At 61.2% G+C, this 26061-nt stretch carries 23 protein-coding genes and 1 pseudogene; 15 read left to right on the forward strand and 9 right to left on the reverse strand.

Going from position 1 to position 26061, the window contains the following annotated elements; translation table 11 throughout:
• Positions 1-20 precede the first annotated feature (20 nt).
• Positions 21-236, reverse strand: coding sequence for a TIGR02450 family Trp-rich protein (locus C4J84_RS03855; protein ID WP_124365762.1), 216 nt, complete (start codon positions 234-236; stop codon positions 21-23).
• Positions 233-1219, reverse strand: coding sequence for an NAD(P)/FAD-dependent oxidoreductase (locus C4J84_RS03860; protein WP_124434939.1), 987 nt, complete (start codon positions 1217-1219; stop codon positions 233-235). The genes C4J84_RS03855 and C4J84_RS03860 overlap by 4 nt, the downstream gene beginning before the upstream one ends.
• A gap of 212 nt (positions 1220-1431) precedes the next feature.
• Between C4J84_RS03860 and C4J84_RS03865 the strand changes: the two genes are divergently transcribed.
• Together C4J84_RS03865 and hemH are read left to right on the forward strand one after the other, a co-directional pair.
• A complete protein-coding gene (locus tag C4J84_RS03865) occupies positions 1432-2331 on the forward strand; it encodes a TIGR01777 family oxidoreductase (protein WP_124434940.1) in 900 nt (299 codons plus the stop codon).
• A gap of 14 nt (positions 2332-2345) precedes the next feature.
• Positions 2346-3371: a ferrochelatase gene (gene hemH, locus C4J84_RS03870; protein ID WP_124434941.1), complete on the forward strand. Its 1026-nt coding sequence runs from the start codon at positions 2346-2348 to the stop codon at positions 3369-3371.
• Positions 3372-4021: 650 nt separating this feature from the next.
• On the opposite strand, the gene C4J84_RS03875 is transcribed toward hemH, so the two are convergent.
• Positions 4022-6118, reverse strand: coding sequence for a TonB-dependent siderophore receptor (locus C4J84_RS03875; RefSeq protein WP_124369529.1), 2097 nt, complete (start codon positions 6116-6118; stop codon positions 4022-4024).
• A gap of 111 nt (positions 6119-6229) precedes the next feature.
• Entirely contained in the window at positions 6230-7390 is a 1161-nt protein-coding gene (gene algW, locus C4J84_RS03880; protein ID WP_124361218.1) for a Do family serine endopeptidase AlgW, read from the reverse strand.
• 101 nt (positions 7391-7491) lie between these two features.
• Between algW and C4J84_RS03885 the strand changes: the two genes are divergently transcribed.
• From C4J84_RS03885 to cysN, 3 genes are all read left to right on the forward strand, one after another.
• Complete coding sequence (locus C4J84_RS03885; protein WP_124365767.1) at positions 7492-8250, forward strand: Nif3-like dinuclear metal center hexameric protein; 759 nt, start codon at positions 7492-7494, stop codon at positions 8248-8250.
• Between the two features lie 258 nt (positions 8251-8508).
• Positions 8509-9426: a sulfate adenylyltransferase subunit CysD gene (cysD, locus tag C4J84_RS03890; protein WP_003171640.1), complete on the forward strand. Its 918-nt coding sequence runs from the start codon at positions 8509-8511 to the stop codon at positions 9424-9426.
• 9 nt (positions 9427-9435) lie between these two features.
• Positions 9436-11334: a sulfate adenylyltransferase subunit CysN gene (gene cysN / locus C4J84_RS03895; protein ID WP_124434942.1), complete on the forward strand. Its 1899-nt coding sequence runs from the start codon at positions 9436-9438 to the stop codon at positions 11332-11334.
• A 167-nt stretch (positions 11335-11501) separates the two neighbouring features.
• Here cysN and C4J84_RS03900 read toward each other — a convergent pair whose 3' ends face one another.
• The 3 genes from C4J84_RS03900 to C4J84_RS03910 form a co-directional block, all read right to left on the reverse strand.
• Positions 11502-12401, reverse strand: coding sequence for an acyltransferase (locus C4J84_RS03900; RefSeq protein ID WP_124434943.1), 900 nt, complete (start codon positions 12399-12401; stop codon positions 11502-11504).
• Positions 12402-14501: a phosphate acetyltransferase gene (gene pta, locus C4J84_RS03905; RefSeq protein ID WP_124434944.1), complete on the reverse strand. Its 2100-nt coding sequence runs from the start codon at positions 14499-14501 to the stop codon at positions 12402-12404.
• Between the two features lie 79 nt (positions 14502-14580).
• Positions 14581-14871, reverse strand: a complete 291-nt coding sequence (locus tag C4J84_RS03910; protein ID WP_164487559.1) for a DUF3565 domain-containing protein — start codon at positions 14869-14871, stop codon at positions 14581-14583.
• Here C4J84_RS03910 and C4J84_RS03915 point away from each other — a divergent pair.
• Positions 14870-15355 (forward strand): peptidylprolyl isomerase, encoded by a 486-nt coding sequence (locus tag C4J84_RS03915; protein ID WP_124369535.1) that lies wholly within the window; start codon positions 14870-14872, stop codon positions 15353-15355. The genes C4J84_RS03910 and C4J84_RS03915 overlap by 2 nt on opposite strands.
• 278 nt (positions 15356-15633) lie before the next feature.
• On the opposite strand, the gene rpsT is transcribed toward C4J84_RS03915, so the two are convergent.
• A complete protein-coding gene (rpsT, locus tag C4J84_RS03920; RefSeq protein ID WP_003188401.1) occupies positions 15634-15912 on the reverse strand; it encodes a 30S ribosomal protein S20 in 279 nt (92 codons plus the stop codon).
• Between the two features lie 253 nt (positions 15913-16165).
• Here rpsT and murJ point away from each other — a divergent pair, with 253 nt between their 5' ends.
• The 6 genes from murJ (at position 16166) to ispH (ending at position 23622) form a co-directional block, all read left to right on the forward strand.
• Positions 16166-17704, forward strand: a complete 1539-nt coding sequence (murJ, locus tag C4J84_RS03925) for a murein biosynthesis integral membrane protein MurJ (RefSeq protein WP_124369536.1) — start codon at positions 16166-16168, stop codon at positions 17702-17704.
• 119 nt (positions 17705-17823) lie between these two features.
• Positions 17824-18762: a bifunctional riboflavin kinase/FAD synthetase gene (ribF, locus tag C4J84_RS03930; protein WP_010213269.1), complete on the forward strand. Its 939-nt coding sequence runs from the start codon at positions 17824-17826 to the stop codon at positions 18760-18762.
• A 14-nt stretch (positions 18763-18776) separates the two neighbouring features.
• A complete protein-coding gene (gene ileS / locus C4J84_RS03935; RefSeq protein ID WP_124365774.1) occupies positions 18777-21608 on the forward strand; it encodes an isoleucine--tRNA ligase in 2832 nt (943 codons plus the stop codon).
• A 7-nt stretch (positions 21609-21615) separates the two neighbouring features.
• Positions 21616-22125, forward strand: a complete 510-nt coding sequence (gene lspA, locus C4J84_RS03940; RefSeq protein WP_124365100.1) for a signal peptidase II — start codon at positions 21616-21618, stop codon at positions 22123-22125.
• Positions 22126-22132: 7 nt separating this feature from the next.
• Entirely contained in the window at positions 22133-22573 is a 441-nt protein-coding gene (locus C4J84_RS03945; protein WP_177412767.1) for a peptidylprolyl isomerase, read from the forward strand.
• Between the two features lie 101 nt (positions 22574-22674).
• Entirely contained in the window at positions 22675-23622 is a 948-nt protein-coding gene (ispH, locus tag C4J84_RS03950) for a 4-hydroxy-3-methylbut-2-enyl diphosphate reductase (RefSeq protein WP_124365777.1), read from the forward strand.
• A 19-nt stretch (positions 23623-23641) separates the two neighbouring features.
• Here ispH and C4J84_RS03955 read toward each other — a convergent pair.
• A pseudogene (locus tag C4J84_RS03955) lies at positions 23642-24157 on the reverse strand (GspH/FimT family pseudopilin); the annotation flags it as partial.
• Between the two features lie 203 nt (positions 24158-24360).
• Between C4J84_RS03955 and pilV the strand changes: the two are divergent.
• Genes pilV through C4J84_RS03970 form a run of 3 tightly spaced genes read left to right on the forward strand, consistent with a single transcriptional unit; the run spans position 24361 to position 26055 of the window.
• A complete protein-coding gene (pilV, locus tag C4J84_RS03960) occupies positions 24361-24816 on the forward strand; it encodes a type IV pilus modification protein PilV (RefSeq protein ID WP_124436305.1) in 456 nt (151 codons plus the stop codon).
• On the forward strand, positions 24813-25520 hold the full coding sequence (locus C4J84_RS03965; RefSeq protein WP_124369538.1) for a prepilin-type N-terminal cleavage/methylation domain-containing protein: 708 nt from the start codon (positions 24813-24815) through the stop codon (positions 25518-25520). Before pilV ends, C4J84_RS03965 begins: the two co-directional genes overlap by 4 nt.
• Positions 25521-25524: 4 nt before the next feature.
• Positions 25525-26055, forward strand: coding sequence for a PilX N-terminal domain-containing pilus assembly protein (locus C4J84_RS03970; RefSeq protein WP_256681382.1), 531 nt, complete (start codon positions 25525-25527; stop codon positions 26053-26055).
• Positions 26056-26061: the final 6 nt, after the last annotated feature.

Below are 26061 nucleotides of genomic sequence, written 5' to 3' on the forward strand. Positions count from 1 at the left end.
CAGGTTTTTTTTCGCAGGACTTACTGCCATCCCATTTTCCAGCTATCCGTATTCTGCAATGTTTGCCAGCCAACGCGCTCGGTTCGTCGGGTCATCACCGCCTGCAGCTCGATCTCCAGCACGGTGCCTTCCTCGTCACGAAACAGTTCGGTGACGAGGAAGTGTTTTTCCTTGTTTTTCGGCAAGGTGGCTGTCCATTTCGACAATAGCAATTTGGCCGGATTGATGCGATTCATTGCAGGTGCTCGATCAACCGTCGCGCCGCCTCCTGGCCGCTGAGCCAGGCACCTTCGACACGCCCCGACAAACACCAGTCGCCGCAGACGAACAGGCCCAGGTCGGCATCGGCCAGCACGCCGAATTCATGACTGCTGGACGGTCGGGCGTAGAGCCAGCGGTGCGCCAGGCTGAATGAAGGCGCGGGCATGGTGCAATGCAGCAACTCGGCGAAGGCGCCGTGCAAGTGTTCGATCACGGCCTCTTTGGGCAGGTCCAGGTGCGCCTTGCTCCAGGTGCTGGTGGCATGTAGCACCCAGGTGTCGACGGTGACGTCACGCCCCGGTTTGCTGCGGTTGCGCGCCAGCCAGTCGAGGGCGCTGTCTTGCACGAAGCAGCCTTCCATCGGTGTATCCAGGGGCGTATCGAAGGCCAGGGCGATGGCCCAGGTCGGGTCCATTTTCACCCCGGCCACGACGCTCGCCAGTTTCGGTGCGGCGGCCAGCAGGGTGGTAGCCTGGGGCGCCGGCGTGGCGATGACCACATGGCTGAACGGGCCGTGATGGCCGCCATCGGCGTCGAGCAGGTTCCAGTGCTGGGTGCCCTGGAACACCTCGGTGATGCGGCAACCGAATTCCACCGGCAGGTCATCGAGCAGGGCGCGGGTAATGGCGCTCATGCGCGGTGTACCGACCCAGCGGATCTGTTCATCGGGGGAGGGCGTCAGTTGGCCGGACTTGAAGTTGTACAGCTGGGGTTTCCAACGTTGCGCCCAGCCATGGCTTTGCCAGCGCTGCACTTCATTGACGAAGCGCCGATCACGCGCGGTGAAGTACTGTGCGCCCATGTCCAGGGCACCGGCATCGCTACGCTTGCTGGACATACGGCCGCCGCTGCCGCGGCTTTTATCGAAGAGTTGTACAACGTGCCCCGCGTCTCGTAACGCTCGGGCGGCGGAGAGACCGGCAATGCCGGTACCGATGATCGCAATGGGGACAGTCATGGGAGGCCTCGTTTTACCGTTGGGTACAGACTACGCCGACACCAATAGCTGTACAATATTGTTTTTTGGTATAAGTTTTGGCGTGCCTGATTGTGTGGTGTGACCTATGGTTAAGCTATGGCGTAAACGCCCGTCACGCTCGATTATCAAATTGATGCCTGCTTATAAAATAGACCAGTGAGCGGCGGCGAACGTTACATGAGGAGCGTCCCATGCATATTTTGCTGACCGGCGGTACCGGCTTGATCGGCCGTCAACTGTGCCGGCACTGGCTTGCCCAGGGCCATCGCTTGACCGTGTTGAGCCGCAAACCCGATGCCGTTGCGCGGGTCTGCGGCGCGCAAGTGGCGGCTGTCGGGCGCTTGCAGGACGTGATCGGCGGCGTCGATGCGGTGGTCAACCTCGCAGGTGCGCCCATCGCCGACCGTCCCTGGACCCACAAACGTAAGGCTTTGCTGTGGAGCAGCCGCATCAGCCTGACCGAAAGCCTGCTGGCATGGCTGGAAGGCCTGGAACAAAAACCGGCGGTGCTGATCTCCGGGTCTGCGGTGGGTTGGTATGGCGACGGCGGCGAGCGCGAACTGACTGAAGCGTGCGGCCCGGTGCTGGACGATTTCCCCAGCCAGTTGTGTATCGCCTGGGAAGAAACCGCCGTGCGGGCCGAGGCCCTGGGCATTCGTGTGGTGCTGGTGCGTACCGGCCTGGTGCTGGCGGCCGAGGGCGGCTTTTTGTCGCGCCTGCTGCTGCCGTTCAAACTGGCGCTGGGCGGGCCGATCGGCAATGGTCGGCAATGGATGCCGTGGGTGCATATCCAGGATCAAATCGCCCTGATTGATTTTCTTCTGCACAAGGCTGACGCCAGCGGTCCTTATAATGCCTGCGCGCCACACCCGGTGCGTAACCGCGAATTTGCCCAGACGTTGGGCCAGGTGCTGCACCGCCCGGCGTTCATGCCGATGCCGGCCTTTGCGCTGAAGGTCGGCTTGGGCGAGTTGTCGGGCTTGTTGCTGGGCGGGCAAAAGGCCCTGCCTGAGCGGCTGCTGGCGGCGGGTTTCACTTTCCAGTTCACTGAGTTGCGTGCGGCCCTGGACGACTTGTCCAGCCGCCTCTAGAGATAGGATGTTGCATGACGGATCACGCGTTGTTACTGGTCAACCTGGGCTCACCGGCCTCCACTTCGGTGGCCGATGTGCGCAGCTACCTCAATCAGTTCCTGATGGACCCTTATGTGATCGACCTGCCGTGGCCGGTGCGCCGCCTGCTGGTGTCGCTGATCCTGATCAAGCGTCCCGAGCAGTCGGCGCATGCCTATGCGTCCATCTGGTGGGAGGAGGGCTCGCCGCTGGTGGTCCTCAGCCGTCGCCTGCAGCAGCAGATGACCACGCAATGGACCCAGGGCCCGGTGGAACTGGCGATGCGTTATGGCGAGCCTTCGCTTGAAACGGTGTTGACGCGCCTGGCCGCCCAGGGCATCCAGAGAGTGACCCTGGCGCCGCTGTACCCGCAGTTTGCCGACAGCACCGTGACCACGGTGATCGAGGAAGCCAGGCGCGTGGTGCGCGACAAGAAACTCAAGGTGCAATTCTCGATCCTGCAGCCGTTCTACGATCAGCCTGAGTACCTCGATGCCTTGGCGGCGAGTGTGCGGCCTTATGTAGAACAGGATTACGATCACCTGCTGTTGAGTTTCCACGGCTTGCCTGAGCGTCACCTGACCAAGCTCGACCCCACGGGCCAGCATTGCTTCAAAGACGCTGACTGCTGCAGGAACGCGTCCCCGGAGGTGCTTGCCACCTGCTACCGCGCGCAGTGTTTCAGCGTTGCCCGGGATGTGGCCGCGCGGCTGGGGTTGCCGGACGGCAAATGGTCGGTGGCGTTCCAGTCCCGCCTGGGCCGCGCCAAGTGGATCGAGCCCTACACCGAAGCGCGTCTTGAAGCCTTGGCGCAACAAGGCGTGAAAAAACTGCTGGTGATGTGCCCGGCGTTTGTCGCCGATTGCATCGAGACTCTGGAGGAGATCGGTGATCGCGGGCGGGAGCAGTTCCGTGAGGCCGGGGGCGAGGAGTTGGTGTTGGTGCCCTGCCTGAATGATGACCCGCAATGGGCTGCGGCGCTCAATACCTTGTGTGAACGGGCGCCTGTTTCACTGTAATTAAGCCGTGCGAATAGCCAAATGTGGGAGGGGGCTTGCCCCCGATAGCCATAGATATCTACACAACTTTGGCGTAGCCCTGAACCTGTGGCGAGGGAGCTTGCTCCCGTGGCGACCTGGCGGCCTATAGCTATCTGACTGATGCCGCGCGATCCAAATGTGGGAGGGGGCTTGCTCCCGATGGCGGCCTGACAGCCGACCAGGATGCTGGATCAGGGCGAGTACATATCCGTTGCTGCGGTAACGGCTGCTATGGATTCCGCCCTTACGGCGTCTCACTTTTGAAAAGCGCAAAAGTAAGCAAAACGCTCTTGCCCCACCACTCGGCACCTCGCTTAGGCTCGGTGTGCCCGTAATCCGACAGTGATTTGGGGGGCCGCCGCCACGCGCCATCCATGGCGCGGGGCGGCTAAACCGGCATCCCTGCCGGTTTACCCCCCAAATCACTGTCGAATTCCGGCCAGCGTGGTTTAACGGGGCGCCTAGATCAAGAGCAAGATCAAGAGCGGCTCGCTTCGCATCGTGGTTACTTAGGCTGCTACAAAGTTGTGTAGATACCTATGCCCCGATAGCGGTGCATCAGTCAGGAAAGTTGAGACTGACACACTGCCATCGGGGGCAAGCCCCCTCCCACATTAGTACTGTGCCGGCTAGAGATTGAGGGTCAGGCTGAGCGTGAGGTTGCGCGGCTCACCGGGGTTGACCCAGTAGCTGCTGTAGGACCGCTCGTAATAGTGCTCATCGAACAGGTTGTTGAGGTTCAGGCCCACGGTGACATTTTCCGTTGCCTTGTAATGCGCGAGCAGATCGACGGTGTGGTAGGCGGGCAGTTCGAAGCCTGTGCCCGCTTCACCGGAGCGATCACCGACATAGGTAAACGCCGCCCCCAGGTCCGAACCGCGTAACGCGCCGTCCTGGAACTCATACACCCCCAACAGACTGCCGCTGCGCTTGGCCACGCCGAGGATGCGGCTGCCTGCCGGAATGGTGTTATCACCCTTGGTCACTTCGGCGTCGATGTAGGCGAAAGCGCCGATCACGCGGATGGCGTCGGTGACTTGCCCGGTCAGTTGCAGATCGAACCCCTGGCTGCGCGCCTTGCCCATGGCGCGGTTGGTGTTGGTCGACGGGTCCAGGGTCAGCACGTTTTCCTTTTCGATATGGAAGGCGGCGAGGGTGGCGCTGAGGCGGTCGTCGAACAGCTCGGTCTTGATCCCTACTTCGTACCCCACGCCTTCTTCGGGTTTGAAGGTCTGACCGCCGGCATCCACACCGCTGTTGGGCTTGAACGAGGTGGAGGCGTTGGCGAATACCCCCACCTGCGGCGTCAGTTGATAGAGCAGGCCGGCACGCTGGGTGAGGGCATCGTGGGTTTGCCGGCTTTTGGCGTGGTTGCGGGCAAAATCGTCGGTGCGCTGTTCAAAATGCTCGACGCGCGCGCCCAGCATGCCGCGCAGGCGGTCGGTGAAGATGATCTGGTCCTGCAGGTTCAGCGCATGGCTTTGGGTCTGTTCGAAGATATCGGTGCCGGAGCGCGTGCCATTGGGTTTTGTCTGGCCGTACACCGGCTTGTAGAGGTCGATGGGGTAGGCGCTGCCGCCGATGGTCGTCACGCGCTCCTTCTTGCGGTAGTCCTCGTATTCCGTGCCGATCAGCAGTTCATGCTGCCAACTGCCCACGTCGAACAGGCCGCGCAGTTCCAGCTGGGTGATGCTGTCGTGCCAACCCATGGAGCGCTCGCGGTAGCGGCGGTTGAGGGTGTGGCCGTCTGCATTCAGTGCACGGTTTTCCGACGCGTCGCCCCACAGGCTGCCCTGTTTGTAGTGGCTGGCCAGGCGCAGTGTCCAGGCATCGTTGAGGTGATGTTCCAGGGCGGCCTGGATGCGATTGTTGTGGTTGTCGATGTCGCCGTCGTTGGGTTCGCCGAGGAAGGTGGAGCGTGATACCCCAGGTGCGTCGACGATGCCGCGATCGAAGGTCGAGCTGTGGCGCACGAATTCGCTTTCCACCAGCAGGCGGGTGTCCGGGTTCAGCTGCCAGCTGAACGAAGGCGCGACGAACACGCGCTTACTCTCGACGTGATCACGGAAGCTGTGGTTGTCTTCCACTGCCAGATTGACCCGTGACAGCACATTGCCCTCGGCGTCCAGCGGTGTGTTGACGTCGAGGGCTGTGCGATAGCGGTCCCAACTGCCGGCACTGGTTTGCAGGGTCGTGAAGGCTTCCGGCTGGGGCTTCTTGGTGACGATATTTACCGTGCCGCCCGGATCGCCACGCCCATACAAACTGGCGGCAGGCCCCTTGAGCACTTCGATGCGCTCGATATTCGCGGCGTCCGGCGTGCTCGGGTAACCGCGATTGGCACTGAAGCCATCCTGATAGAACTCCGAGGTGGTGAAGCCGCGTACGCTGTATTCGTAAAGGGTCAGGCCGCCGAAGTTGTTCTGTTTGGAGACGCCGCCCGCAAACTCTAAAGCGCGTTCCACGCTGGTACTGCCCAGGTCCTTGAGCACCGTGGCAGGAATCACGCTGATCGATTGCGGGATGTCGCGCAGGGCGGTATCGGTCTTGGTGGCACTGGCGGAGCGGGTCGCGCGGTAGCCCTGCACCGGGCTGATCGCCGACTCATAAGCGTCGGTGGTGACGCTGATGGTGTCCAGTTCCAGGGTGTTTTCTTCGGCGTAGGCGGGGTCGAGCAGCAAGCCCAGGGCCAGGCCGGCCAGGGGCGCAAACTTTCGAGACGGCATGATAGAGCGTTCCAATGTCGGTATTGAAACAATATAACATGTCTAATGAGATGAATTGTTATGTAATATCATCTTTCAAGTGCCCGCGAACGGGCACCTGGGCGATGCCGCTTATTCCTCTTCTTTTACCGGCGCCGTGGCTGGCGGTGGGCGCAGGCCGATTTCCGCCGACAGCTTGATTTCCTTGCCGTTGCGCATCACCTGGATCGCCACCTTATCGGTCGGCTTGATCCGCGCCACCTGGTTCATCGACTTGCGGCCATCACCGGCCGGAGCGCCGTCGATGCTGAGGATCACATCGCCCAATTGCAGGCCGGCTTTCTGCGCCGGGCCGTCGCGGAAGATCCCCGCGACTACGATGCCAGGGCGCCCGGTCAGGCCGAACGACTCGGCCAGTTCCTTGGTCAAGGGTTGCACTTCAATGCCCAGCCAGCCGCGAATCACCTGGCCGTGCTCGATGATCGACTTCATTACCTCCATCGCCAGCTTCACCGGGATCGCAAAACCGATGCCCTGGGAACCGCCGGACTTGGAGAAAATCGCCGTGTTGATACCCGTCAGGTTGCCATTGGCATCCACCAGCGCGCCGCCGGAGTTGCCGGGGTTGATCGCCGCGTCGGTCTGGATGAAGTCTTCGTAGCTGTTAAGGCCCAACTGGTTACGCCCGGTGGCGCTGATGATGCCCATGGTCACCGTCTGGCCGACGCCGAACGGGTTGCCGATGGCCAGCGCCACGTCACCTACGCGCAGGCCATCGGAGCGGCCGAGGGTAATCGAGGGCAGGTTCGTCAGGTCGATTTTCAGTACCGCAAGATCGGTTTCCGGATCGCTGCCCACGACGCGAGCCAGGGTCTCGCGGCCATCACGCAGGGCCACCACGATCTGGTCGGCGCCGGTGGTCACGTGATTGTTGGTGAGGATGTAGCCTTCGGGGCTCATGATCACCCCGGAACCGAGGCTCGACTCCATGCGGCGTTGCTTGGGCCCGTTGTCACCGAAGTAGCGGCGAAACTGCGGGTCTTCGAACAACGGATGCGCCGGCTTGTTGATGACCTTGGTGGTGTACAGGTTGACCACGGCAGGGGCGGCGATGGTCACGGCGTCCGCATAGGTCACCGGGCCTTGCACCACGGTGCTGGTTTGCGGGGCCTGTTGCAGGTTCACATCAAGGCTGGGAAGGCCAACCCACTGTGGATAACGCTGAATGATCAGCATCGCGATCAGCACGCCAGCCAGCAATGGCCATCCAAAAAAACGCAGCGCCTTGAGCATCAAGTAAGTCCTGACAGGTTGCAGGGGGCGCGGGAGCGCCCATAATGACGCGCATTATACGAGGCTGCGACGCCAGCGAACGGGATATTTAGGAGTCTTTTATGGCCGTCCCCCTTACCACCCTCGTCGAGGAAGCGGACCGCTACCTTGGCAGCTTGAAAATCGCCGATTATTGCCCCAACGGCCTGCAAGTGGAGGGCCGGCCGCAGGTGATGCGCATCGTCAGCGGCGTCACCGCCAGCCAAGCCCTGCTGGACGCCGCCGTCGAAGCGCGGGCCGACCTGATCCTGGTGCACCACGGGTATTTCTGGAAGGGCGAAAACCCCTGCATCACCGGCATGAAGCAACGTCGCCTGAAAACCTTGCTCAAGCATGACATCAGCCTGCTGGCTTACCACCTGCCCCTGGATCTGCACCCTGACGTTGGCAATAACGTGCAGCTTGCCAAGCAACTGGACATCACCGTCGAAGGCCCGCTCGACCCAGGCAACCCAAAGGTCGTAGGCCTGGTCGGCTCGCTCGCCGAGCCGCTGTCGCCGCGCGACTTTGCCCGTCGCGTGCAGGACGTGATGGGCCGAGAGCCGCTGCTGATCGAAGGCAGTGAAATGATCCGCCGCGTCGGCTGGTGCACCGGGGGCGGCCAGGGGTATATCGACCAGGCAGTGGCTGCCGGTGTCGACCTGTACCTGAGCGGCGAAGCCTCGGAGCAGACCTTCCACAGCGCGCGGGAAAACGACATCAGTTTCATCGCCGCCGGCCATCACGCCACCGAGCGCTATGGCGTGCAGGCGTTGGGGGATTACCTGGCACGACGCTTTGCCTTGGAGCATATCTTCATCGATTGCCCGAACCCGATCTAAGCCACACAGCCGAGGCAAATGTGGGAGGGGGCTTGCTCCCGATAGCGGTGGATCAGTAACAGATAGATTGCCTGACATACCGCTATCGGAAGCAAGCCCCCTCCCGCACTTGACCGAGTTTCAGGCCAAACTTGGGGGTATATTCATATACCGTTTCGATCTAGTTGGCGCCCTGAATAGAAGCAGGTGCTGTGCTAGCATGCCCCGCTCGAACACGGCCCGCTGGCCGTCCACACGATCGTTTTTCCGTGAGTAGCCATGGTCGACAAACTGACGCATCTGAAACAGCTGGAGGCGGAAAGCATCCACATTATCCGCGAGGTCGCCGCCGAGTTCGATAACCCGGTGATGCTCTACTCGATCGGTAAAGACTCCGCCGTGATGCTGCATCTGGCCCGCAAGGCGTTCTTCCCGGGCAAATTGCCGTTTCCGGTGATGCACGTCGACACCCGCTGGAAATTCCAGGAAATGTACAAGTTCCGCGACAAGATGGTCGAGGAACTGGGGCTGGACCTGATCACCCACATCAACCCCGATGGCGTGGCGCAGAACATCAACCCGTTTACCCACGGCAGCGCCAAGCACACCGACATCATGAAGACCGAAGGCCTCAAGCAGGCCCTGGACAAGCATGGTTTCGACGCAGCCTTCGGCGGCGCCCGTCGCGATGAAGAGAAATCCCGCGCCAAAGAGCGCGTGTACTCGTTCCGCGACAGCAAGCACCGCTGGGACCCGAAAAACCAGCGCCCGGAGCTGTGGAACGTCTACAACGGCAACGTCAACAAGGGCGAATCGATCCGGGTATTCCCGCTGTCCAACTGGACCGAGCTGGACATCTGGCAGTACATCTACCTGGAAGGTATCCCGATCGTGCCGCTGTACTTCGCCGCCGAGCGCGACGTGATCGAGAAGAACGGCACGTTGATCATGATCGACGACGACCGCATCCTCGAGCACCTGTCCGACGAAGACAAAGCCCGAATCGTCAAAAAGAAAGTCCGTTTCCGCACCCTTGGCTGCTACCCGTTGACGGGCGCGGTGGAGTCCGAAGCCGAAACGCTGACGGACATCATTCAGGAAATGCTCCTGACGCGAACTTCCGAGCGCCAGGGCCGGGTCATCGACCATGATGGCGCTGGCTCCATGGAAGATAAAAAACGTCAGGGTTATTTCTAAGGGGTTGTCATGTCGCACGTATCTGATTTGATCAGCGAGGACATCCTCGCCTACCTGGGCCAGCACGAGCGCAAGGAAATGTTGCGCTTCCTGACCTGCGGCAACGTCGATGACGGCAAGAGCACCCTGATCGGGCGACTGCTGCACGACTCCAAGATGATCTACGAAGATCACTTGGAAGCCATCACCCGCGATTCGAAGAAGTCCGGCACCACCGGTGACGACATCGACCTGGCGCTGCTCGTCGACGGCCTGCAGGCCGAGCGTGAGCAGGGCATCACCATCGATGTCGCCTACCGCTACTTCTCCACCGCCAAGCGCAAATTCATCATTGCCGATACCCCGGGCCATGAGCAGTACACCCGCAACATGGCCACCGGTGCGTCCACCTGTGACCTGGCGATTATCCTGATCGACGCGCGCTACGGCGTGCAGACCCAGACCCGTCGCCACAGCTTCATCGCCTCGTTGCTGGGCATCAAACACATCGTGGTGGCCGTCAACAAGATGGACATCAATGGTTTTGACCAGAGCGTATTCGAGTCGATCAAGGCCGATTACCTGAAGTTCGCCGACGGTATCGCGTTCAAGCCGAGCACCCTGGCTTTCGTGCCGATGTCGGCGCTCAAGGGCGACAACGTGGTGAACAAGAGCGAGCGTTCGCCGTGGTACACCGGGCAGTCGCTGATGGAGATTCTCGAGACCGTCGAGATCGCCAACGACCGCAACTACACCGACCTGCGTTTCCCGGTGCAGTACGTCAACCGGCCGAACCTGAACTTCCGTGGTTTCGCCGGCACCCTGGCCAGCGGCATCGTGCACAAGGGCGACGACGTCGTGGTGCTGCCGTCGGGCAAGAGCAGCCGCGTCAAATCCATCGTCACCTTCGAGGGCGAGCTGGAACAGGCGGGCCCAGGCCAGGCCGTGACCCTGACCATGGAAGACGAGATCGACATCTCCCGTGGCGACCTGCTGGTGCATGCCGACAACGTGCCGCAAGTGACCGACGCCTTCGACGCCATGCTGGTGTGGATGGCCGAAGAACCGATGCTGCCGGGCAAGAAGTACGACATCAAGCGCGCCACCAGCTATGTGCCAGGCTCCATCACCAATATTGTGCACCGCGTGGACGTGAATACCCTGGCCGAAGGCCCGGCGAGTTCGCTGCAATTGAACGAGATTGGCCGGGTCAAGGTCAGCCTTGACGCGGCTATTGCGTTGGACGGTTACGACAGCAACCGCACCACTGGCGCGTTTATCATCATCGACCGCTTGACCAACGGCACCGTGGCCGCCGGCATGATCATCGCCCCGCCAGTCACCCATGGCAGCGCGGCGAAGCACGGCAAGTTGGCCCATGTCGCCACCGAAGAACGCGCCCTGCGTTTCGGCCAGCAACCGGCCACCGTGCTGTTCAGCGGCCTGTCCGGCGCCGGCAAGAGCACCCTGGCGTATGCGGTCGAGCGCAGGCTTTTCGACATGGGACGTGCGGTGTTTGTGCTGGATGGCCAGAACTTGCGTCACGACCTCAACAAAGGTCTGCCGCAGGACCGCGCCGGGCGTACCGAGAACTGGCGCCGTGCCGCTCACGTGGCGCGCCAGTTCAACGAAGCCGGCCTGCTGACCCTGGCCGCGTTCGTCGCCCCGGATGCCGAAGGCCGCGAACAGGCCAAGGTGCTGATCGGCAGCGATCGTTTGCTGACCGTGTATGTGCAGGCGTCGCCGCAGGTGTGTGCCGAGCGTGATCCGCAAGGGCTGTACGCGGCGGGCGGGGATAACATCCCCGGTGAATCCTTCCCGTATGACGTGCCGTTGAATGCTGATCTTGTGATCGACACCCAGGCGTTGTCGCTGGAAGAGAGCGTCAAGCAAGTGCTGGAGTTGTTGCGTCAGCGCGGCGCGATCTAAGCGTCACGCGCACAAAAAAGCCCGCCATGTTGGCGGGTTTTTTTATGGGGCCTTGAAAACAACTCAGTCAAATGTGGGAGGGGGCTTGCTCCCGATAGCGGTGGATCAGTAACAGCTGTACTGACTGACACGCCGCCATCGGGAGCAAGCCCCCTCCCACAGGGTGATCACCTTTTGCCAGGAAATTCTGTGTGCAGCTGTTCCAGCAACACATCCTTGTCTTCCCACAGCTGGTTGATCCAGCCCTGGAACGCCAGTCGATACTCCCCATCCTGCTCATAATTCTTGCCGATAAACTCGACCGGAATCCGCACCTCTTCAAACTGCACCACCACATCCTTCACATTCCCGCACAGCAAATCCCAATAACCAGGACGCCCGCCAGGATAGTGAATGGTCACGTTGACCAGCGACTTCAACTGCTCACCCATGGCATCCAGCACAAACGCAATCCCGCCGGCCTTGGGTTTGAGCAAATAGCGAAACGGTGACTTCTGCTGTGCGTGCTTGCCCGGCGTAAAGCGCGTGCCCTCGGCAAAGTTGAAGATGCCCACCGGGTTGTTGCGAAATTTCGCACAGGTCTTGCGCGTGGTTTCCAGGTCTTTGCCTTTCTTCTCCGGGTGTTTCTCCAGATAAGCCTTGGAGTAACGCTTCATGAACGGAAAGCCCAGCGCCCACCACGCCAGACCAATCACCGGCACCCAGATCAGCTCCTGCTTGAGGAAAAACTTCAGCGGGCGAATGCGTCGATTGAGCACGTATTGCAGCACCATGATGTCCACCCAGCTCTGATGGTTGCTGGTGACCAGGTACGAGTGTTGATAGTCCAGGCCTTCAAGGCCGCTCAAGTGCCAGCGGGTGCGCCGTACCAGGTTCATCCAAGCCTTGTTGTTGCTGACCCAGGCCTCGTGCGTGTGGTTCATCAAGCCTTCGCTCAAGCGCTTGGCGAAGGGCAGGGCCTTGAACAGCGCCACGATAAACAGGAACGAGCACAACAGGATTGTGTTCAGCGCCAACAGCAGGGAAGCGATTACTCCGCGTACGGCGGCAGGTAGAAAATCCAGCATTTAGATATCCATAGGTCGGTTGGCGGCTTGGATCGCGGTCAGGGCGATGGTGTACACGATGTCGTCCACCTGGGCGCCGCGCGGCAGGTCGTTGACCGGTTTGCGCAGGCCCTGAAGCATCGGCCCCAGGCTTACGCAATCGGCGCTGCGTTGCACGGCTTTGTAGGTGGTGTTGCCGGTATTCAGGTCGGGGAACACGAACACCGTGGCCTTGCCGGCGACCTGGCTGTTGGGCGCCAGTTGCCGGGCCACGCTTTCATTGGCGGCGGCGTCGTATTGCAGCGGGCCGTCGATCAGCAACGAGCTCTGTTGCTCGTGGGCGAGCAGGGTGGCTTCGCGGACTTTTTCCACTTCCTCACCGCTGGCCGACTCGCCGCTGGAATAGCTGATCATCGCCACGCGCGGGACGATGCCGAACGCGGCGGCCGAATCGGCGCTCTGCAGAGCGATTTCCGCCAGCTCCGCAGCGCTTGGGTGCGGGTTCATCACGCAGTCGCCATACACCAGCACCTGCTCGGGGAACAGCATGAAGAACACCGACGATACCAAGGTGCAGCCCGGCGCCGTTTTAATCAGCTGCAGGGCCGGGCGGATGGTGTTGGCGGTGGAGTGGACCACCCCGGACACCAGGCCGTCCACCTCGTCCAGGGCCAGCATCATGGTGGCGATCACCACGGTGTCTTCCAGTTGCTGCTCGGCCATTGGCGCATTCAGGCTCTTGCTCTTGCGCAGTGCGACCATTGGTTCGACGTAGCGCTGGCGGATCAGGTCCGGGTCGAGTATCTCCAGGCCTTCCGGCAGTTCGATACCCTGGGCCCGAGCCACCGCTTCCACGTCCGCCGGCTTGGCCAGCAGCACACAGCGGGCGATGCCGCGCGCCTGGCAGATCGCGGCGGCCTGCACGGTCAGCGGCTCGCTGCCTTCGGGCAGCACGATGCGCTTGTTGGCGGCCTGGGCGCGCTGGATCAACTGGTAGCGGAATACCGCCGGTGACAAGCGCATCTCCCGTGGGGTGCCGCAGCGTTGGTGCAGCCAGCGCGCATCGAGGTGGCTGGCGACGAAGTCCGTAATGATCTCCGCGCGCTCGCGGTCATCGATGGGGATTTCCTTGTTAAGGCTGTTGAGCTGGTTGGCGGTGTCGTAGGAACCGGTGCTCACCGACAGTACCGGCAACCCGGCCTGGAACGCGCCACGGCACAAATCCATGATGCGCGGGTCGGGCAGGGTGTCGCTGGTCAGCAACAGGCCGGCCAGCGGTACGCCGTTGATCGCGGCCAGGCTGACGGCGAGGATGATGTCGTCGCGATCGCCCGGCGTCACCACCAGCACGCCGGGCTTGAGCAGCTCCACGGTGTTGCGCATGGTGCGCGCGCAGATGATGATCTTGGTCATGCGCCGGGTTTCATAGTCACCGGCGTTGAGGATCTGCGCGCCCATCAGGTCGGCCACGTCGCGGGTACGCGGCGCGTTGAGTTCGGGCTGGTAGGGGATGCAACCGAGCAGGCGGAAATCACCGCTGCGCAATAACGGCGAGTGCTCTTTGAGGCGCGCCGAGAAGGCCTCCATGCTTTCCTCGGTGCGCACCTTGTTGAGGATCACGCCCAGCACTTTCGGGTCTTTCGGGCCGCCGAACAGTTGCGCCTGCAATTCCACGCGGCCGGACAGTTCGGTGAGCACTTCATTTTCCGGGGCCGAGACCAGGATCACTTCGGCATCCAGGCTCTTGGCCAGGTGCAGGTTGACCCGTGCCGCATAGCTGGCGCTGCGGGTCGGCACCATGCCTTCGACGATCAGCACGTCCTTGCCCACGGCGGCTTGCTGGTACAGCGTGATGATTTCTTCGAGCAACTCATCGAGCTGGCCGTCGCCGAGCATGCGCTCAACATGGGCCAGGCCCAGGGGTTGCGGCGGCTTCAGGCCGTGGGTGCGCGCCACCAGTTCGGTAGAACGCTCGGGGCCGGTATCGCCAGGGTGTGGCTGGGCAATCGGTTTGAAGAAACCGACTTTCAGCCCGGCCCGTTCCAGGGTACGCACCAGCCCAAGGCTGATGGAGGTCAGACCCACACCAAAATCGGTGGGCGCGATAAAAAAAGTCTGCATGCGAATTCTCTGGAGGTGCATGGCTGGGGTGGCACTCTATGCGTGAGTGCCTACCGCGAATCAGGCGCCAAGGTTATCGTTATTCGGGGTGTTGCGCACACCAGCCGCACGCAAAGGGCTGGCCGATTTTTTCAAGGCGCTGCGCGGGGTCGAGCACCCAGGCGCGCGACTGCCATGGCGGCTGGTGGCGCAGATGCTGGGTGTGGCCGCAGGACAGCTCGACGACCCAGTGCAGGTCGTCGTCCTGGTGGAATCCGCTGATCGTCGCGACCGTTGGTCGGCCCCGTCTGTCCGGGTTCTGTTCGCTTTCGGGCAAATCCTTGTTTAGACTTGTCCGTTCTTCATTCTTATGCAAAAGGTCTCGCCCCATGACGATCGCCGCTAACAAGGCTGTCTCCATCGACTATACCCTGACCAACGACGCTGGTGAGGTCATCGACAGCTCAGCCGGCGGCGCGCCGCTGGTCTACCTGCAAGGCGCGGGTAATATCATCCCAGGCCTGGAAAAGGCGCTGGAAGGCAAGGCAGTTGGTGACGAACTGACCGTTGCCGTAGAGCCTGAAGAGGCCTACGGCGAATACTCTGCCGAACTGGTCAGCACCTTGAGCCGCAGCATGTTCGAAGGTGTTGATGAGCTGGAAGTGGGCATGCAGTTCCACGCTTCCGCCCCGGACGGCCAAATGCAGATCGTGACCATCCGCGACCTGGACGGCGACGACGTGACCGTTGACGGTAACCACCCGCTGGCTGGTCAGCGCCTGAACTTCCAAGTGAAGATCGTTGCCATCCGCGACGCTTCCCAGGAAGAAGTGGCTCATGGTCACGTCCACGGTGAAGGCGGTCATCACCATTGATTGTGGTTTGATCAAGCGGTAGCAAAAACGCCCCGACTGGTTCGGGGCGTTTTTTTTGCGCGGTTGAACATGCACCACTATTCAAATGTGGGAGGGGGCTTGCTCCCGATAGCGGTGGATCAGTCACTAGATGCAGTGGTAGACACTCAGCCATCGGGAGCAAGCCCCCTCCCACATTTTGATTTATGCACTCCAGAAAACAAAAATGCCCCGCACCTTTCGGTACGGGGCATTTCTTAACTGTTTCGCAACCTGGGCTGCGTAGCAGTTGTTACCACTTAGGCTGCAGCAGGAACGCTCAGAGCCTTGATGTGGCCATTCAGGCGGCTCTTATGACGAGCGGCCTTGTTCTTGTGGATGATGCCTTTATCGGCCATACGGTCGATAACTGGCACGGCCAGAACGTAAGCAGCTTGAGCTTTTTCAGCGTCTTTGGTGTCGATGGCTTTAACTACATTCTTGATGTAGGTACGAACCATGGAACGCAGGCTGGCGTTGTGGCTGCGACGCTTCTCAGCCTGTTTTGCACGTTTTTTGGCGGAAGGTGTGTTGGCCACCGTCGAGCTCCTCGAAAGACTTTTTAGGAAATAGCAAACAAAATAGGCCGCGAATCATGCCGATGACTTGATGGGTTGTCAAGGGCGGCTGATGCGAACTGCTGAGTGGTCGATCTGAAGAGGCGGGTGATTTATTTCCGGCGCTTGACCTGTAAACTCGCGAGCTTTGGCTCTGTGCTGTTGCAGGCGCGCAGTATCGCATAAGTAGGCGCTTTGTTCGCCTGCTCTTTATCTATAGGCGCAAACTCTTTCAATGAATCTGCTCAAATCGTTGGCTGCCGTCAGCTCTATCACGATGATCTCCCGGGTTTTGGGGTTTGTGCGTGACACCCTGCTGGCGCGCATTTTTGGCGCCAGTATGGCCACGGATGCCTTCTTTATTGCCTTTAAATTGCCTAACCTGCTGCGCAGAATCTTCGCCGAAGGCGCGTTCTCCCAGGCCTTTGTGCCGATCCTGGCCGAATACAAGACTCAGCAGGGCGAGGAGGCAACCCGCACGTTCATTGCCTACGTTTCGGGCCTGCTGACCCTGGTGCTGATGCTGGTGACCCTGGTCGGCATACTTGCCGCGCCCTGGGTGATCTGGGCCACGGCGCCGGGCTTTGCCAACACCCCGGAAAAGTTTGCGCTGACCACCGACCTGCTGCGCGTGACCTTTCCTTATATAGTGCTGATCTCGCTGTCATCCCTCGCCGGGGCGATCCTCAATACCTGGAACCGTTTCTCGGTGCCGGCATTCGTGCCGACGCTGCTCAACGTCAGCATGATTATCTTCGCGCTGTTCCTCACGCCGTACTTCGACCCACCGGTGATGGCCCTCGGCTGGGCAGTCCTGGCCGGCGGCCTGGCGCAATTGCTCTACCAACTGCCGCATCTGAAAAAAATCGGCATGCTCGTGCTGCCGCGCCTGAACCTCAAGGACACCGGCGTCTGGCGCGTGATGCGCAATATGTTGCCAGCGATCCTCGGGGTGTCGGTCAGTCAGATATCCCTCATCATCAATACGGCGTTCGCTTCGCTGCTGGTATCCGGCTCGGTGTCGTGGATGTACTACGCCGACCGCCTGATGGAATTGCCGTCCGGCGTACTCGGGGTGGCCTTGGGGACAATTCTGCTGCCGACCCTGGCGCGCACCTATGCAAGCAAGGACCGCCAGGAGTACTCGCGCATTCTCGACTGGGGCCTGCGCCTGTGCTTCCTGCTGGTGCTGCCATGCGCCTTGGCCTTGGGAATCCTGGCTGAGCCCTTGACGGTCTCGCTGTTTCAATACGGCCAGTTCGACGCCCATGACGCCTTGATGACCCAGCACGCGCTGGTGGCTTACTCCGTTGGCTTGCTCGGTATTATCGTGATCAAGGTGCTGGCGCCGGGCTTCTATGCCCAGCAAAACATCCGCACGCCGGTAAAGATCGCGATTTTCACGCTGATCGTCACGCAACTGCTCAACCTGGTATTTATCGGCCCGCTGGCCCATGCCGGCCTGGCGTTGGCGATCAGCGCCGGTGCGTGCATCAATGCCGGCCTGCTGTTTTATCAACTGCGCAAACAACAGATGTACCAGCCGCAGCCGGGCTGGGGGGGGTTCACCCTCAAGCTGCTCGTGGCGGTCGCCGCGATGTCTGCCGTGTTGCTGGGCCTGATGCATGTCATGCCGGCCTGGGACCAGGGCCATATGCTGGAGCGCTTCATGCGCCTTGGCGTGCTGGTGGTGGCGGGCGTGGTGGTGTACTTCGGGATGTTGCTGCTGCAGGGTTTCCGCCTGCGCGATTTCAATCGCAAGTCCCTGGGGTAGAGAGTTTGCCCCGATAAAACGGCTGTTTTATCGAATCGATCCATTTGGCCTGTGCTGTTGCCTGTCGTCCGGGGCCGGGTGTGGTTATAATCGACCACTTTATGAGCAAGAAGCGCGTTATGCAGCTGGTTCGAGGTCTCCACAACCTGCGCCCCGAGCATCGGGGCTGCGTCGCCACTATTGGCAACTTTGACGGTGTTCACCGTGGCCACCAGGCTATCCTGGCCAGGCTGCGCGAGCGTGCGGTCGAGTTGGGCGTGCCCAGCTGCGTGGTGATTTTCGAGCCGCAGCCGCGGGAATATTTCACTCCCGAGACCGCGCCGGCCCGTCTGGCCCGCCTGCGGGACAAGCTGCAACTGCTGGCTGAAGAAGGCGTCGACCGCGTGCTCTGCCTGGCCTTCAACCAGCGTTTGCAAAGCCTGAGCGCCGCTGAGTTCGTCGACCGCATCCTCGTCGATGGCCTGGGCGTACAGCATTTGGAAGTCGGCGACGACTTCCGTTTTGGTTGCGACCGCGTCGGAGATTTCGATTTCCTGCAACACGCCGGCGTCAACCAGGGGTTTACCGTCGAAGCCGCGCAAACCGTCGAACTGGACGGCCTGCGCGTGAGCAGTACCCAGGTGCGTAACGCCCTGGCCGCTGCCGACTTCGCCTTGGCCGAGCGTTTGCTCGGTCGCCCGTTCCGCATCGCCGGGCGGGTATTGCACGGCCAGAAGCTGGCGCGCCAACTGGGCACGCCAACTGCCAACGTGCAACTCAAGCGCCGTCGTGTGCCACTCACCGGGGTTTATCTGGTGAGCGTCGACATCGATGGCCAATCGTGGCCGGGAGTCGCCAACATAGGCGTCAGGCCCACGGTTGCAGGTGATGGCAAGGCCCACCTGGAAGTTCACCTTCTGGATTTTGCCGGTGATTTATACGACCGGCGTTTAACGGTGGTTTTCCACCAGAAGCTGCGTGAAGAGCAGCGTTTCGCCTCCCTTGAGGCGTTGAAAACGGCGATCAATGCGGATGTCGCCGCCGCCCGTGCACTAGCCGCACCTAGCGCCCATCGCTAACCGAAGAGCCTTAAATGACCGACTATAAAGCCACGCTAAACCTTCCGGACACCGCCTTCCCAATGAAGGCCGGCCTGCCACAGCGCGAACCGCAGATCCTGCAGCGCTGGGACAGTATTGGCCTGTACGGAAAGTTGCGCGAAATTGGCAAGGATCGTCCGAAATTCGTCCTGCACGACGGCCCTCCTTATGCCAACGGCACGATTCACATCGGTCATGCGCTGAACAAAATTCTCAAGGACATGATCCTGCGTTCGAAAACCCTGTCGGGCTTCGACGCACCGTATGTCCCGGGTTGGGACTGCCACGGCCTGCCGATCGAACACAAAGTCGAAGTGACCTACGGCAAGAACCTGGGCGCGGATAAAACCCGCGAACTGTGCCGTGCCTACGCCACCGAGCAGATCGAAGGGCAGAAGTCCGAGTTCATCCGTCTGGGTGTGCTGGCAGAGTGGGACAACCCGTACAAAACCATGAACTTCAAGAACGAGGCCGGTGAAATCCGCGCCTTGGCCGAGATCGTCAAGGGCGGTTTCGTGTTCAAGGGCCTCAAGCCCGTGAACTGGTGCTTCGATTGCGGCTCGGCGCTGGCCGAGGCGGAAGTCGAGTACGAGGAAAAGAAATCCTCGACCATCGACGTGGCCTTCCCGATCGCCGACGACGCCAAGCTGGCCGAGGCCTTTGGCCTGGCATCGCTGGCCAAGCCCGCTGCCATCGTGATCTGGACCACCACGCCATGGACCATCCCCGCCAACCAGGCACTGAACGTGCACCCGGAGTTCACCTACGCGCTGGTCGATGTTGGCGATCGCCTGTTGGTGCTGGCCGAAGAAATGGTCGAGTCGTGCCTGGCGCGCTACGAGCTGCAAGGTTCGGTGATCGCCACCACCACCGGCTCCGCGCTGGAACTGATCAACTTCCGTCACCCGTTCTATGACCGCCTGTCGCCGGTATATATGGCTGACTACGTCGAGCTGGGTTCGGGCACGGGCATCGTTCACTGCTCGCCTGCCTATGGCGTGGACGACTTCGTGACCTGCAAGAAGTACGGCATGGTCAACGACGACATCATCAACCCGGTACAGAGCAACGGCGTGTATGTGCCGTCGCTGGAGTTCTTCGGCGGGCAGTTCGTCTTCAAGGCCGACCAGCCGATCATCGACAAGCTGCGTGAAGTCGGCGCGCTGATGCAGGCCGACACCATCAAGCACAGCTACATGCACTGCTGGCGCCACAAGACCCCGTTGATCTACCGCGCCACCGCACAGTGGTTTATCGGCATGGACAAAGAGCCGGCCAGCGGCGAAACCCTGCGCATACGCTCGCTCAAAGCCATCGAGGACACTCAGTTCGTCCCGGCCTGGGGCCAGGCGCGCCTGCACTCGATGATCGCCAACCGTCCGGACTGGTGCATCTCCCGCCAGCGTAACTGGGGCGTGCCGATCCCGTTCTTCCTGAACAAGGAAAGCGGCGAACTGCACCCGCGCACCGTCGAACTGATGGAAGAAGTGGCCCAGCGCATTGAACAGGAAGGCATCGAAGCCTGGTTCAAGCTGGACGCCGCCGAGCTGCTGGGCGATGAAGCGCCGCAGTACGACAAGATCAGCGACACCCTCGACGTGTGGTTCGACTCTGGTACCACCCACTGGCACGTACTGCGCGGCTCGCACCCGATGGGCCACGACAGCGGCCCGCGTGCCGACCTGTACTTGGAAGGTTCCGACCAGCACCGTGGCTGGTTCCACTCGTCGCTGCTGACCGGCTGCGCCATCGACGGCCATGCGCCGTACCGCGAACTGCTGACCCACGGCTTCACCGTCGACGAAAACGGTCGCAAGATGTCCAAGTCGCTGAAGAACGTGATCGAGCCGAAAAAGATCAACGACACCCTGGGCGCCGACATCATGCGCTTGTGGGTAGCGTCGACCGATTACTCGGGCGAAATCGCCGTGTCGGACCAGATCCTGGCCCGCAGCGCCGATGCCTACCGTCGCATCCGTAATACCGCGCGCTTCCTGCTGTCGAACCTGACCGGCTTCAACCCGGCCACCGACCTGCTGCCGGCCGAAGACATGCTCGCCCTCGACCGTTGGGCCGTGGACCGTACCCTGTTGTTGCAACGCGAGTTGCAGGAGCATTACGGCGAGTACCGCTTCTGGAACGTCTATTCGAAGATCCACAACTTCTGCGTCCAGGAGCTGGGTGGGTTCTACCTCGACATCATCAAGGACCGCCAGTACACCACCGGCGCCAACAGCAAGGCGCGCCGCTCGGCGCAGACCGCGCTCTACCATATCAGCGAAGCGCTGGTGCGCTGGATCGCACCGATCCTGGCGTTCACCGCCGACGAGCTGTGGGAGTACCTGCCGGGCGAGCGTAACGAGTCCGTCATGCTCAATACCTGGTACGAAGGCCTGACCGAACTGCCGGCCGACTTCGAACTGGGGCGCGCGTACTGGGAAGGCGTGATGGCCGTGAAGGTTGCGGTGAACAAGGAGCTGGAAGTGCAGCGCGCGGCCAAGGCTGTGGGTGGCAACCTGCAAGCCGAAGTCACCCTGTTTGCCGAGGACGGCCTGACCGCCGACCTGGCCAAGCTGAGCAACGAACTGCGCTTTGTGTTGATCACCTCTACCGCCAGCCTGGCGCCATTCGCCCAGGCTCCGGCAGACGCCGTGGCGACCGAAGTACCGGGCCTGAAGCTCAAAGTGGTCAAGTCGGCCTTCCCTAAATGCGCGCGTTGCTGGCACTGCCGTGAAGATGTCGGTGTGAACCCGGAACATCCGGAAATCTGCGGTCGTTGCGTGGATAACATCAGCGGTGAAGGCGAGGTTCGCCACTATGCCTAGTAAAAGCATGCCTGACGCCAGCCGTTTCGGACGTCTTGGCTGGCTCGTACTGAGCGTGCTGGTCCTGGTCATCGACCAGGTCAGCAAGGCTCATTTCGAAGGCACCCTGGAAATGTTCCAGCAAATCGTGGTGATCCCGGATTACTTCAGCTGGACCCTTGCCTACAACACCGGCGCGGCCTTCAGCTTCCTCGCCGATGGCGGCGGCTGGCAGCGCTGGCTGTTCGCACTGATCGCCGTGGTGGTCAGTGCGGTGCTGGTGGTCTGGCTCAAGCGCCTGGGCCGTGATGACACCTGGTTGGCCATCGCTCTCGCCCTGGTGCTGGGCGGCGCGCTGGGCAACCTGTACGACCGCATTGCCCTGGGCCATGTGATCGACTTCATCCTGGTGCACTGGCAGAACCGCCATTATTTCCCGGCGTTCAACTTCGCCGACAGCGCCATCACCGTTGGTGCAATCATGCTGGCGCTGGATATGTTCAAGAGCAAAAAAACCGGAGAGACCGTCAATGACTGATCAGGTATTGGCTGAGCAACGCATCGGCCAGAACACGGAAGTCACTTTGCACTTTGCATTGCGCCTGGAGAATGGCGACACGGTCGACAGCACTTTCGACAAAGCCCCGGCTACCTTCAAAGTCGGCGATGGCAACCTGTTGCCGGGTTTTGAAACGGCGCTGTTCGGATTCAAGGCTGGCGATAAGCGCAACCTGCAGATCCCGCCGGAAAATGCCTTTGGCCAGCCCAACCCGCAAAACGTGCAGATCATCCCGCGTTCGCAGTTCGAAGGCATGGACCTGTCGGAAGGCCTGCTGGTGATCTTCAATGATGCGGCGAATACGGAATTGCCCGGCGTGGTCAAAGCCTTCGATGACGCGCAAGTGACCATCGACTTCAACCACCCGTTGGCCGGCAAGACACTGACCTTTGACGTCGAGATCATCAACGTCAAGGCGCTGGTCTAAAATGTGGGAGGGGGCTTGCCCCCTCCCACCTTTGATCCCCATTGTCCCTTAGGTCAGCAACACCCCCCGACTCTAAGTGGCTGCAAGACACGAGGCACAGCATGCAAATCAAACTCGCCAACCCCCGTGGCTTCTGCGCCGGCGTGGACCGGGCGATCGAAATCGTCAACCGCGCCCTGGAAGTCTTCGGCCCGCCGATTTATGTGCGGCATGAAGTCGTCCACAACAAGTTCGTGGTCGAAGACCTGCGTGCTCGCGGGGCCATCTTCGTCGAAGAGCTCGACCAGGTGCCCGATGATGTCATCGTTATCTTCAGTGCCCATGGCGTGTCCCAGGCCGTACGCACTGAAGCGGCTGGCCGTGGCCTGAAAGTGTTCGACGCCACTTGCCCGCTGGTGACCAAGGTGCACATCGAAGTGGCGCGTTACAGCCGTGATGGCCGCGAATGCATCCTGATCGGCCATGCCGGCCATCCGGAGGTCGAAGGCACCATGGGCCAGTATGACTCCAGTAATGGCGGCGCGATTTACCTGGTAGAAGACGAAAAAGACGTTGCCAGTTTGCAGGTGCAAAACCCTGAACGCTTGGCCTTCGTCACCCAGACCACCTTGTCCATGGACGATACCAGCCGCGTTATCGACGCCCTGCGCACGCGATTCCCGGCCATCGGCGGCCCGCGCAAGGACGACATCTGCTACGCCACGCAAAACCGCCAGGATGCAGTCAAGCAACTGGCCGATGAGTGTGATGTGGTGCTGGTGGTCGGCAGCCCCAACAGCTCCAACTCCAACCGTTTGCGCGAGTTGGCTGAGCGCATGGCGACGCCGGCGTACCTGATCGACGGCGCCGAGGACATGCAGCGTAGCTGGTTCGACGGCGTAGAGCGCATCGGCATTACGGCAGGCGCCTCCGCCCCGGAAGTTTTGGTGCGCGGCGTGATCCAGCAATTGCACGCCTGGGGTGCCACCGGCGCCGACGAATTGGCGGGCCGGGAAGAAAACATTACGTTTTCAATGCCCAAGGAATTACGGGTTCGCTCGCTGCTGTGAACCCCTGGCGGCTGGATTAACCTCGGCATAGCGCCTGCTCGGTCTTGTCACTGCGCAGGCTGATACGCCCGCTGGGAGCGAGCACGACCTGATACAGGCTCTGGGCCTGTTGTGTGTCGCACACATGCACGGTGCCGGCACGAAATCCCCCGCCCGCAAACACCGGCTCCCCCAAACCGCTGAAACGAACCTGGCTGCTGACCGGGCCATTGCCGGCAACCGGTACTTGCCCGCTGTCCTGTCGCTCCAGTAGCACCGGATTATCGTCGTCCAGGTGGCCGCGCCCACTGATATCCAGTATCACCCGCCATCCTTGGCTCCAGTCTTCATCCCGCGCATGGATCACCACCGCACGATTGCGTGCAATCGCCTCGGTGCGCGCGTAACGCAGCCCGTCGGCCAGTGCCTGGGCCACGCTTTGTCGCTGCTGCGATTCCAGCAAACCTTTGAAGTTGGGTATGGCCAGTTGCGCCAGAACACCCGTCACGATCAATCCCAGCAGTAATTCGATCAGGGTGAAACCTCGTTGTGTCATGTGTGCTCCCTCCGTGGATGCGAGTGATCGTCAAGTGGCAGGCATAGGTATAGCGCTTGGTCCCTGGTGCTGAATGATGGCCTTTACGTCCAATGTATTTCCCTTTGTTCCGGTAGCGGCAGCGGCCGAAAACCGACGCTAGGCTTGGGGCACACAGCAGGTTTTTCCTGTTTCCTAAGGCCTTCGACATGGATGACGACGGTATGCCTTTCTGCCGGAATACATTTTCTCTACGCGCTTTTTATCGGCACCAATCCGGCATGACGCTGATCGAGGTGCTGGTCCTGGCGCTCGGACTGCTGGGGGCCGCGGCGATCCAGCTCAACGCGCTCAAGACCACCGACAGCGCAAGAATGACCAGCCAAGCCAGTTTTATTGCCTATGACATGCTCGACCGTATTCGCGCCAACGCCGCTGTCGATTACTCCCAGGCTCGCACCGACAGCACCTCGGCTACCAGCGTACGTGACCTGGACCTGCGTGACTTCGAGGCCAATATCACTGGTTTTGCCGGCAAGGACGCCAAGGGTGCGATAGCGGCCAGCGGCGATGAGGTCACTGTCAGCATCAGTTGGGAGGATGTCAGGAGCAGACTGGGTGAGCGGCAAACCTTCACCCTGACCAGTCGGATCGCCAATGGGCAAGGGCGGTTGCAATGATCCGTCCTGTGCGAGGTTTCGGGCTGGTGGAGTTGCTGCTGGCGCTGGCTGTCGGGCTGGTGGTAGTGCTTGGGGCGAGCCAGGTGCTGATCGGTTCGCGGTTGACCCAGGCCAGCCAGCAGGCCGCCATGGTGCTGCAGGACGATGCACGGTTCGTCCTGAGCAAGATGACTCAGGATATTCGCCAGACGGGCATGCTGGGGTGTCTGGCCACGGCTTTTATCGACAACGCCCCGGCGGCCTTTGATCGGCCGATTGGCTGGGAAGCTTCGGCAAGCGCAAAGTCACTGACTCTGGTGACCGCCAATGCCAGCGACAGTACAGGCAAGCCTGACTGGACGGTGGTATCCGACTGCAAAGAGGCCGCCCAGGCCTATACCGGGACGCCGTCTGGGATTGCGCCCGGGCAGATTCGTTTCGCTATACGCGAGCTCACCTACACCTATGAGACGGGTCAGTTAAAGATCAGTACCCCGTCAGCTCCGGCCAAAGCCGTACTGATGGATAACGTACGGGCCTTCGAGATCAGTTTTGGTGTGGCGGCCAGGCCTGAATCGACCGGCGTGGTGCGTTACGACAGCCACCCGGCCGACGCATCGTTGATACGCAGCGTGCGCATCCTCATGACCCTGCAAGACCCCACCGGTCGGGTGAAGGACCAGGCCTACGCCGTTGTGGCGGCACTGCGCAACCGGCTGGAGTAGGGCGATGACGATGATGCGGTGTAGCCAGGTGCGGCAGGCGGGGATGGTATTGCTGATCAGCCTGGTATTTCTGCTGTTGTTGTCACTGGTGGGGTTGTCGTCGATGCAGGGCGCGCTCGCTCAGCAGAAGGCGGCTAATAGCCTGTGGCAGCGTAATCAATCGTTCCAGACGGCTGAAAGTGGCCTGCGGCTGGGGGAGTCGGCGGTGCGCAGGGGCGGGCAGGTGATGCCGGTTTGCCAGTCGATCATTAGTTGCGCGCCGCCCGATGAAGCTTCATCGGTGGTGGGCGCCGGACACAATCCGGTCTCGGCGGTGACGTGGGTGGCGTTCAAGGACGGGGTGTATGGCGTTCAATCCTTGGGCGTGGGTTCGGGCCAGGCACATTTGCCGCCGTATGCCCCAGCCGCGCTCTTCCGGGTGACGGCCGTCGGGCTGGGTGGCCGATCGCGCACCGTGCTGGAGGCTGTGTATGCGCGGGTGGAGGAGGGCGACGGCGAACGGTTTCGGCGAGTCTTATGGCGGCAACTTCAATAAGGAGCA

The organism is Pseudomonas sp. R11-23-07, assembly GCF_003852295.1.
GTDB lineage: Bacteria > Pseudomonadota > Gammaproteobacteria > Pseudomonadales > Pseudomonadaceae > Aquipseudomonas.

What these genes read in the sequence shown, in the direction of transcription:
- C4J84_RS03885 (WP_124365767.1), top strand. Translation starts at nt 7,492, where the DNA reads ATGGCCGTCCCCCTTACCACCCTCGTCGAGGAAGCGGACCGCTACCTT.
- algW (WP_124361218.1), bottom strand. Translation starts at nt 7,390, where the DNA reads ATGCTCAAGGCGCTGCGTTTTTTTGGATGGCCATTGCTGGCTGGCGTG.
- C4J84_RS03970 (WP_256681382.1), top strand. Translation starts at nt 25,525, where the DNA reads ATGACGATGATGCGGTGTAGCCAGGTGCGGCAGGCGGGGATGGTATTG.
- murJ (WP_124369536.1), top strand. Translation starts at nt 16,166, where the DNA reads ATGAATCTGCTCAAATCGTTGGCTGCCGTCAGCTCTATCACGATGATC.
- C4J84_RS03915 (WP_124369535.1), top strand. Translation starts at nt 14,870, where the DNA reads ATGACGATCGCCGCTAACAAGGCTGTCTCCATCGACTATACCCTGACC.
- lspA (WP_124365100.1), top strand. Translation starts at nt 21,616, where the DNA reads ATGCCTGACGCCAGCCGTTTCGGACGTCTTGGCTGGCTCGTACTGAGC.
- cysD (WP_003171640.1), top strand. Translation starts at nt 8,509, where the DNA reads ATGGTCGACAAACTGACGCATCTGAAACAGCTGGAGGCGGAAAGCATC.
- C4J84_RS03875 (WP_124369529.1), bottom strand. Translation starts at nt 6,118, where the DNA reads ATGCCGTCTCGAAAGTTTGCGCCCCTGGCCGGCCTGGCCCTGGGCTTG.
- C4J84_RS03965 (WP_124369538.1), top strand. Translation starts at nt 24,813, where the DNA reads ATGATCCGTCCTGTGCGAGGTTTCGGGCTGGTGGAGTTGCTGCTGGCG.
- cysN (WP_124434942.1), top strand. Translation starts at nt 9,436, where the DNA reads ATGTCGCACGTATCTGATTTGATCAGCGAGGACATCCTCGCCTACCTG.
- C4J84_RS03860 (WP_124434939.1), bottom strand. Translation starts at nt 1,219, where the DNA reads ATGACTGTCCCCATTGCGATCATCGGTACCGGCATTGCCGGTCTCTCC.
- C4J84_RS03865 (WP_124434940.1), top strand. Translation starts at nt 1,432, where the DNA reads ATGCATATTTTGCTGACCGGCGGTACCGGCTTGATCGGCCGTCAACTG.
- pta (WP_124434944.1), bottom strand. Translation starts at nt 14,501, where the DNA reads ATGCAGACTTTTTTTATCGCGCCCACCGATTTTGGTGTGGGTCTGACC.
- ribF (WP_010213269.1), top strand. Translation starts at nt 17,824, where the DNA reads ATGCAGCTGGTTCGAGGTCTCCACAACCTGCGCCCCGAGCATCGGGGC.
- C4J84_RS03900 (WP_124434943.1), bottom strand. Translation starts at nt 12,401, where the DNA reads ATGCTGGATTTTCTACCTGCCGCCGTACGCGGAGTAATCGCTTCCCTG.
- C4J84_RS03855 (WP_124365762.1), bottom strand. Translation starts at nt 236, where the DNA reads ATGAATCGCATCAATCCGGCCAAATTGCTATTGTCGAAATGGACAGCC.
- hemH (WP_124434941.1), top strand. Translation starts at nt 2,346, where the DNA reads ATGACGGATCACGCGTTGTTACTGGTCAACCTGGGCTCACCGGCCTCC.
- C4J84_RS03910 (WP_164487559.1), bottom strand. Translation starts at nt 14,871, where the DNA reads ATGGGGCGAGACCTTTTGCATAAGAATGAAGAACGGACAAGTCTAAAC.
- ispH (WP_124365777.1), top strand. Translation starts at nt 22,675, where the DNA reads ATGCAAATCAAACTCGCCAACCCCCGTGGCTTCTGCGCCGGCGTGGAC.
- ileS (WP_124365774.1), top strand. Translation starts at nt 18,777, where the DNA reads ATGACCGACTATAAAGCCACGCTAAACCTTCCGGACACCGCCTTCCCA.
- pilV (WP_124436305.1), top strand. Translation starts at nt 24,361, where the DNA reads ATGCCTTTCTGCCGGAATACATTTTCTCTACGCGCTTTTTATCGGCAC.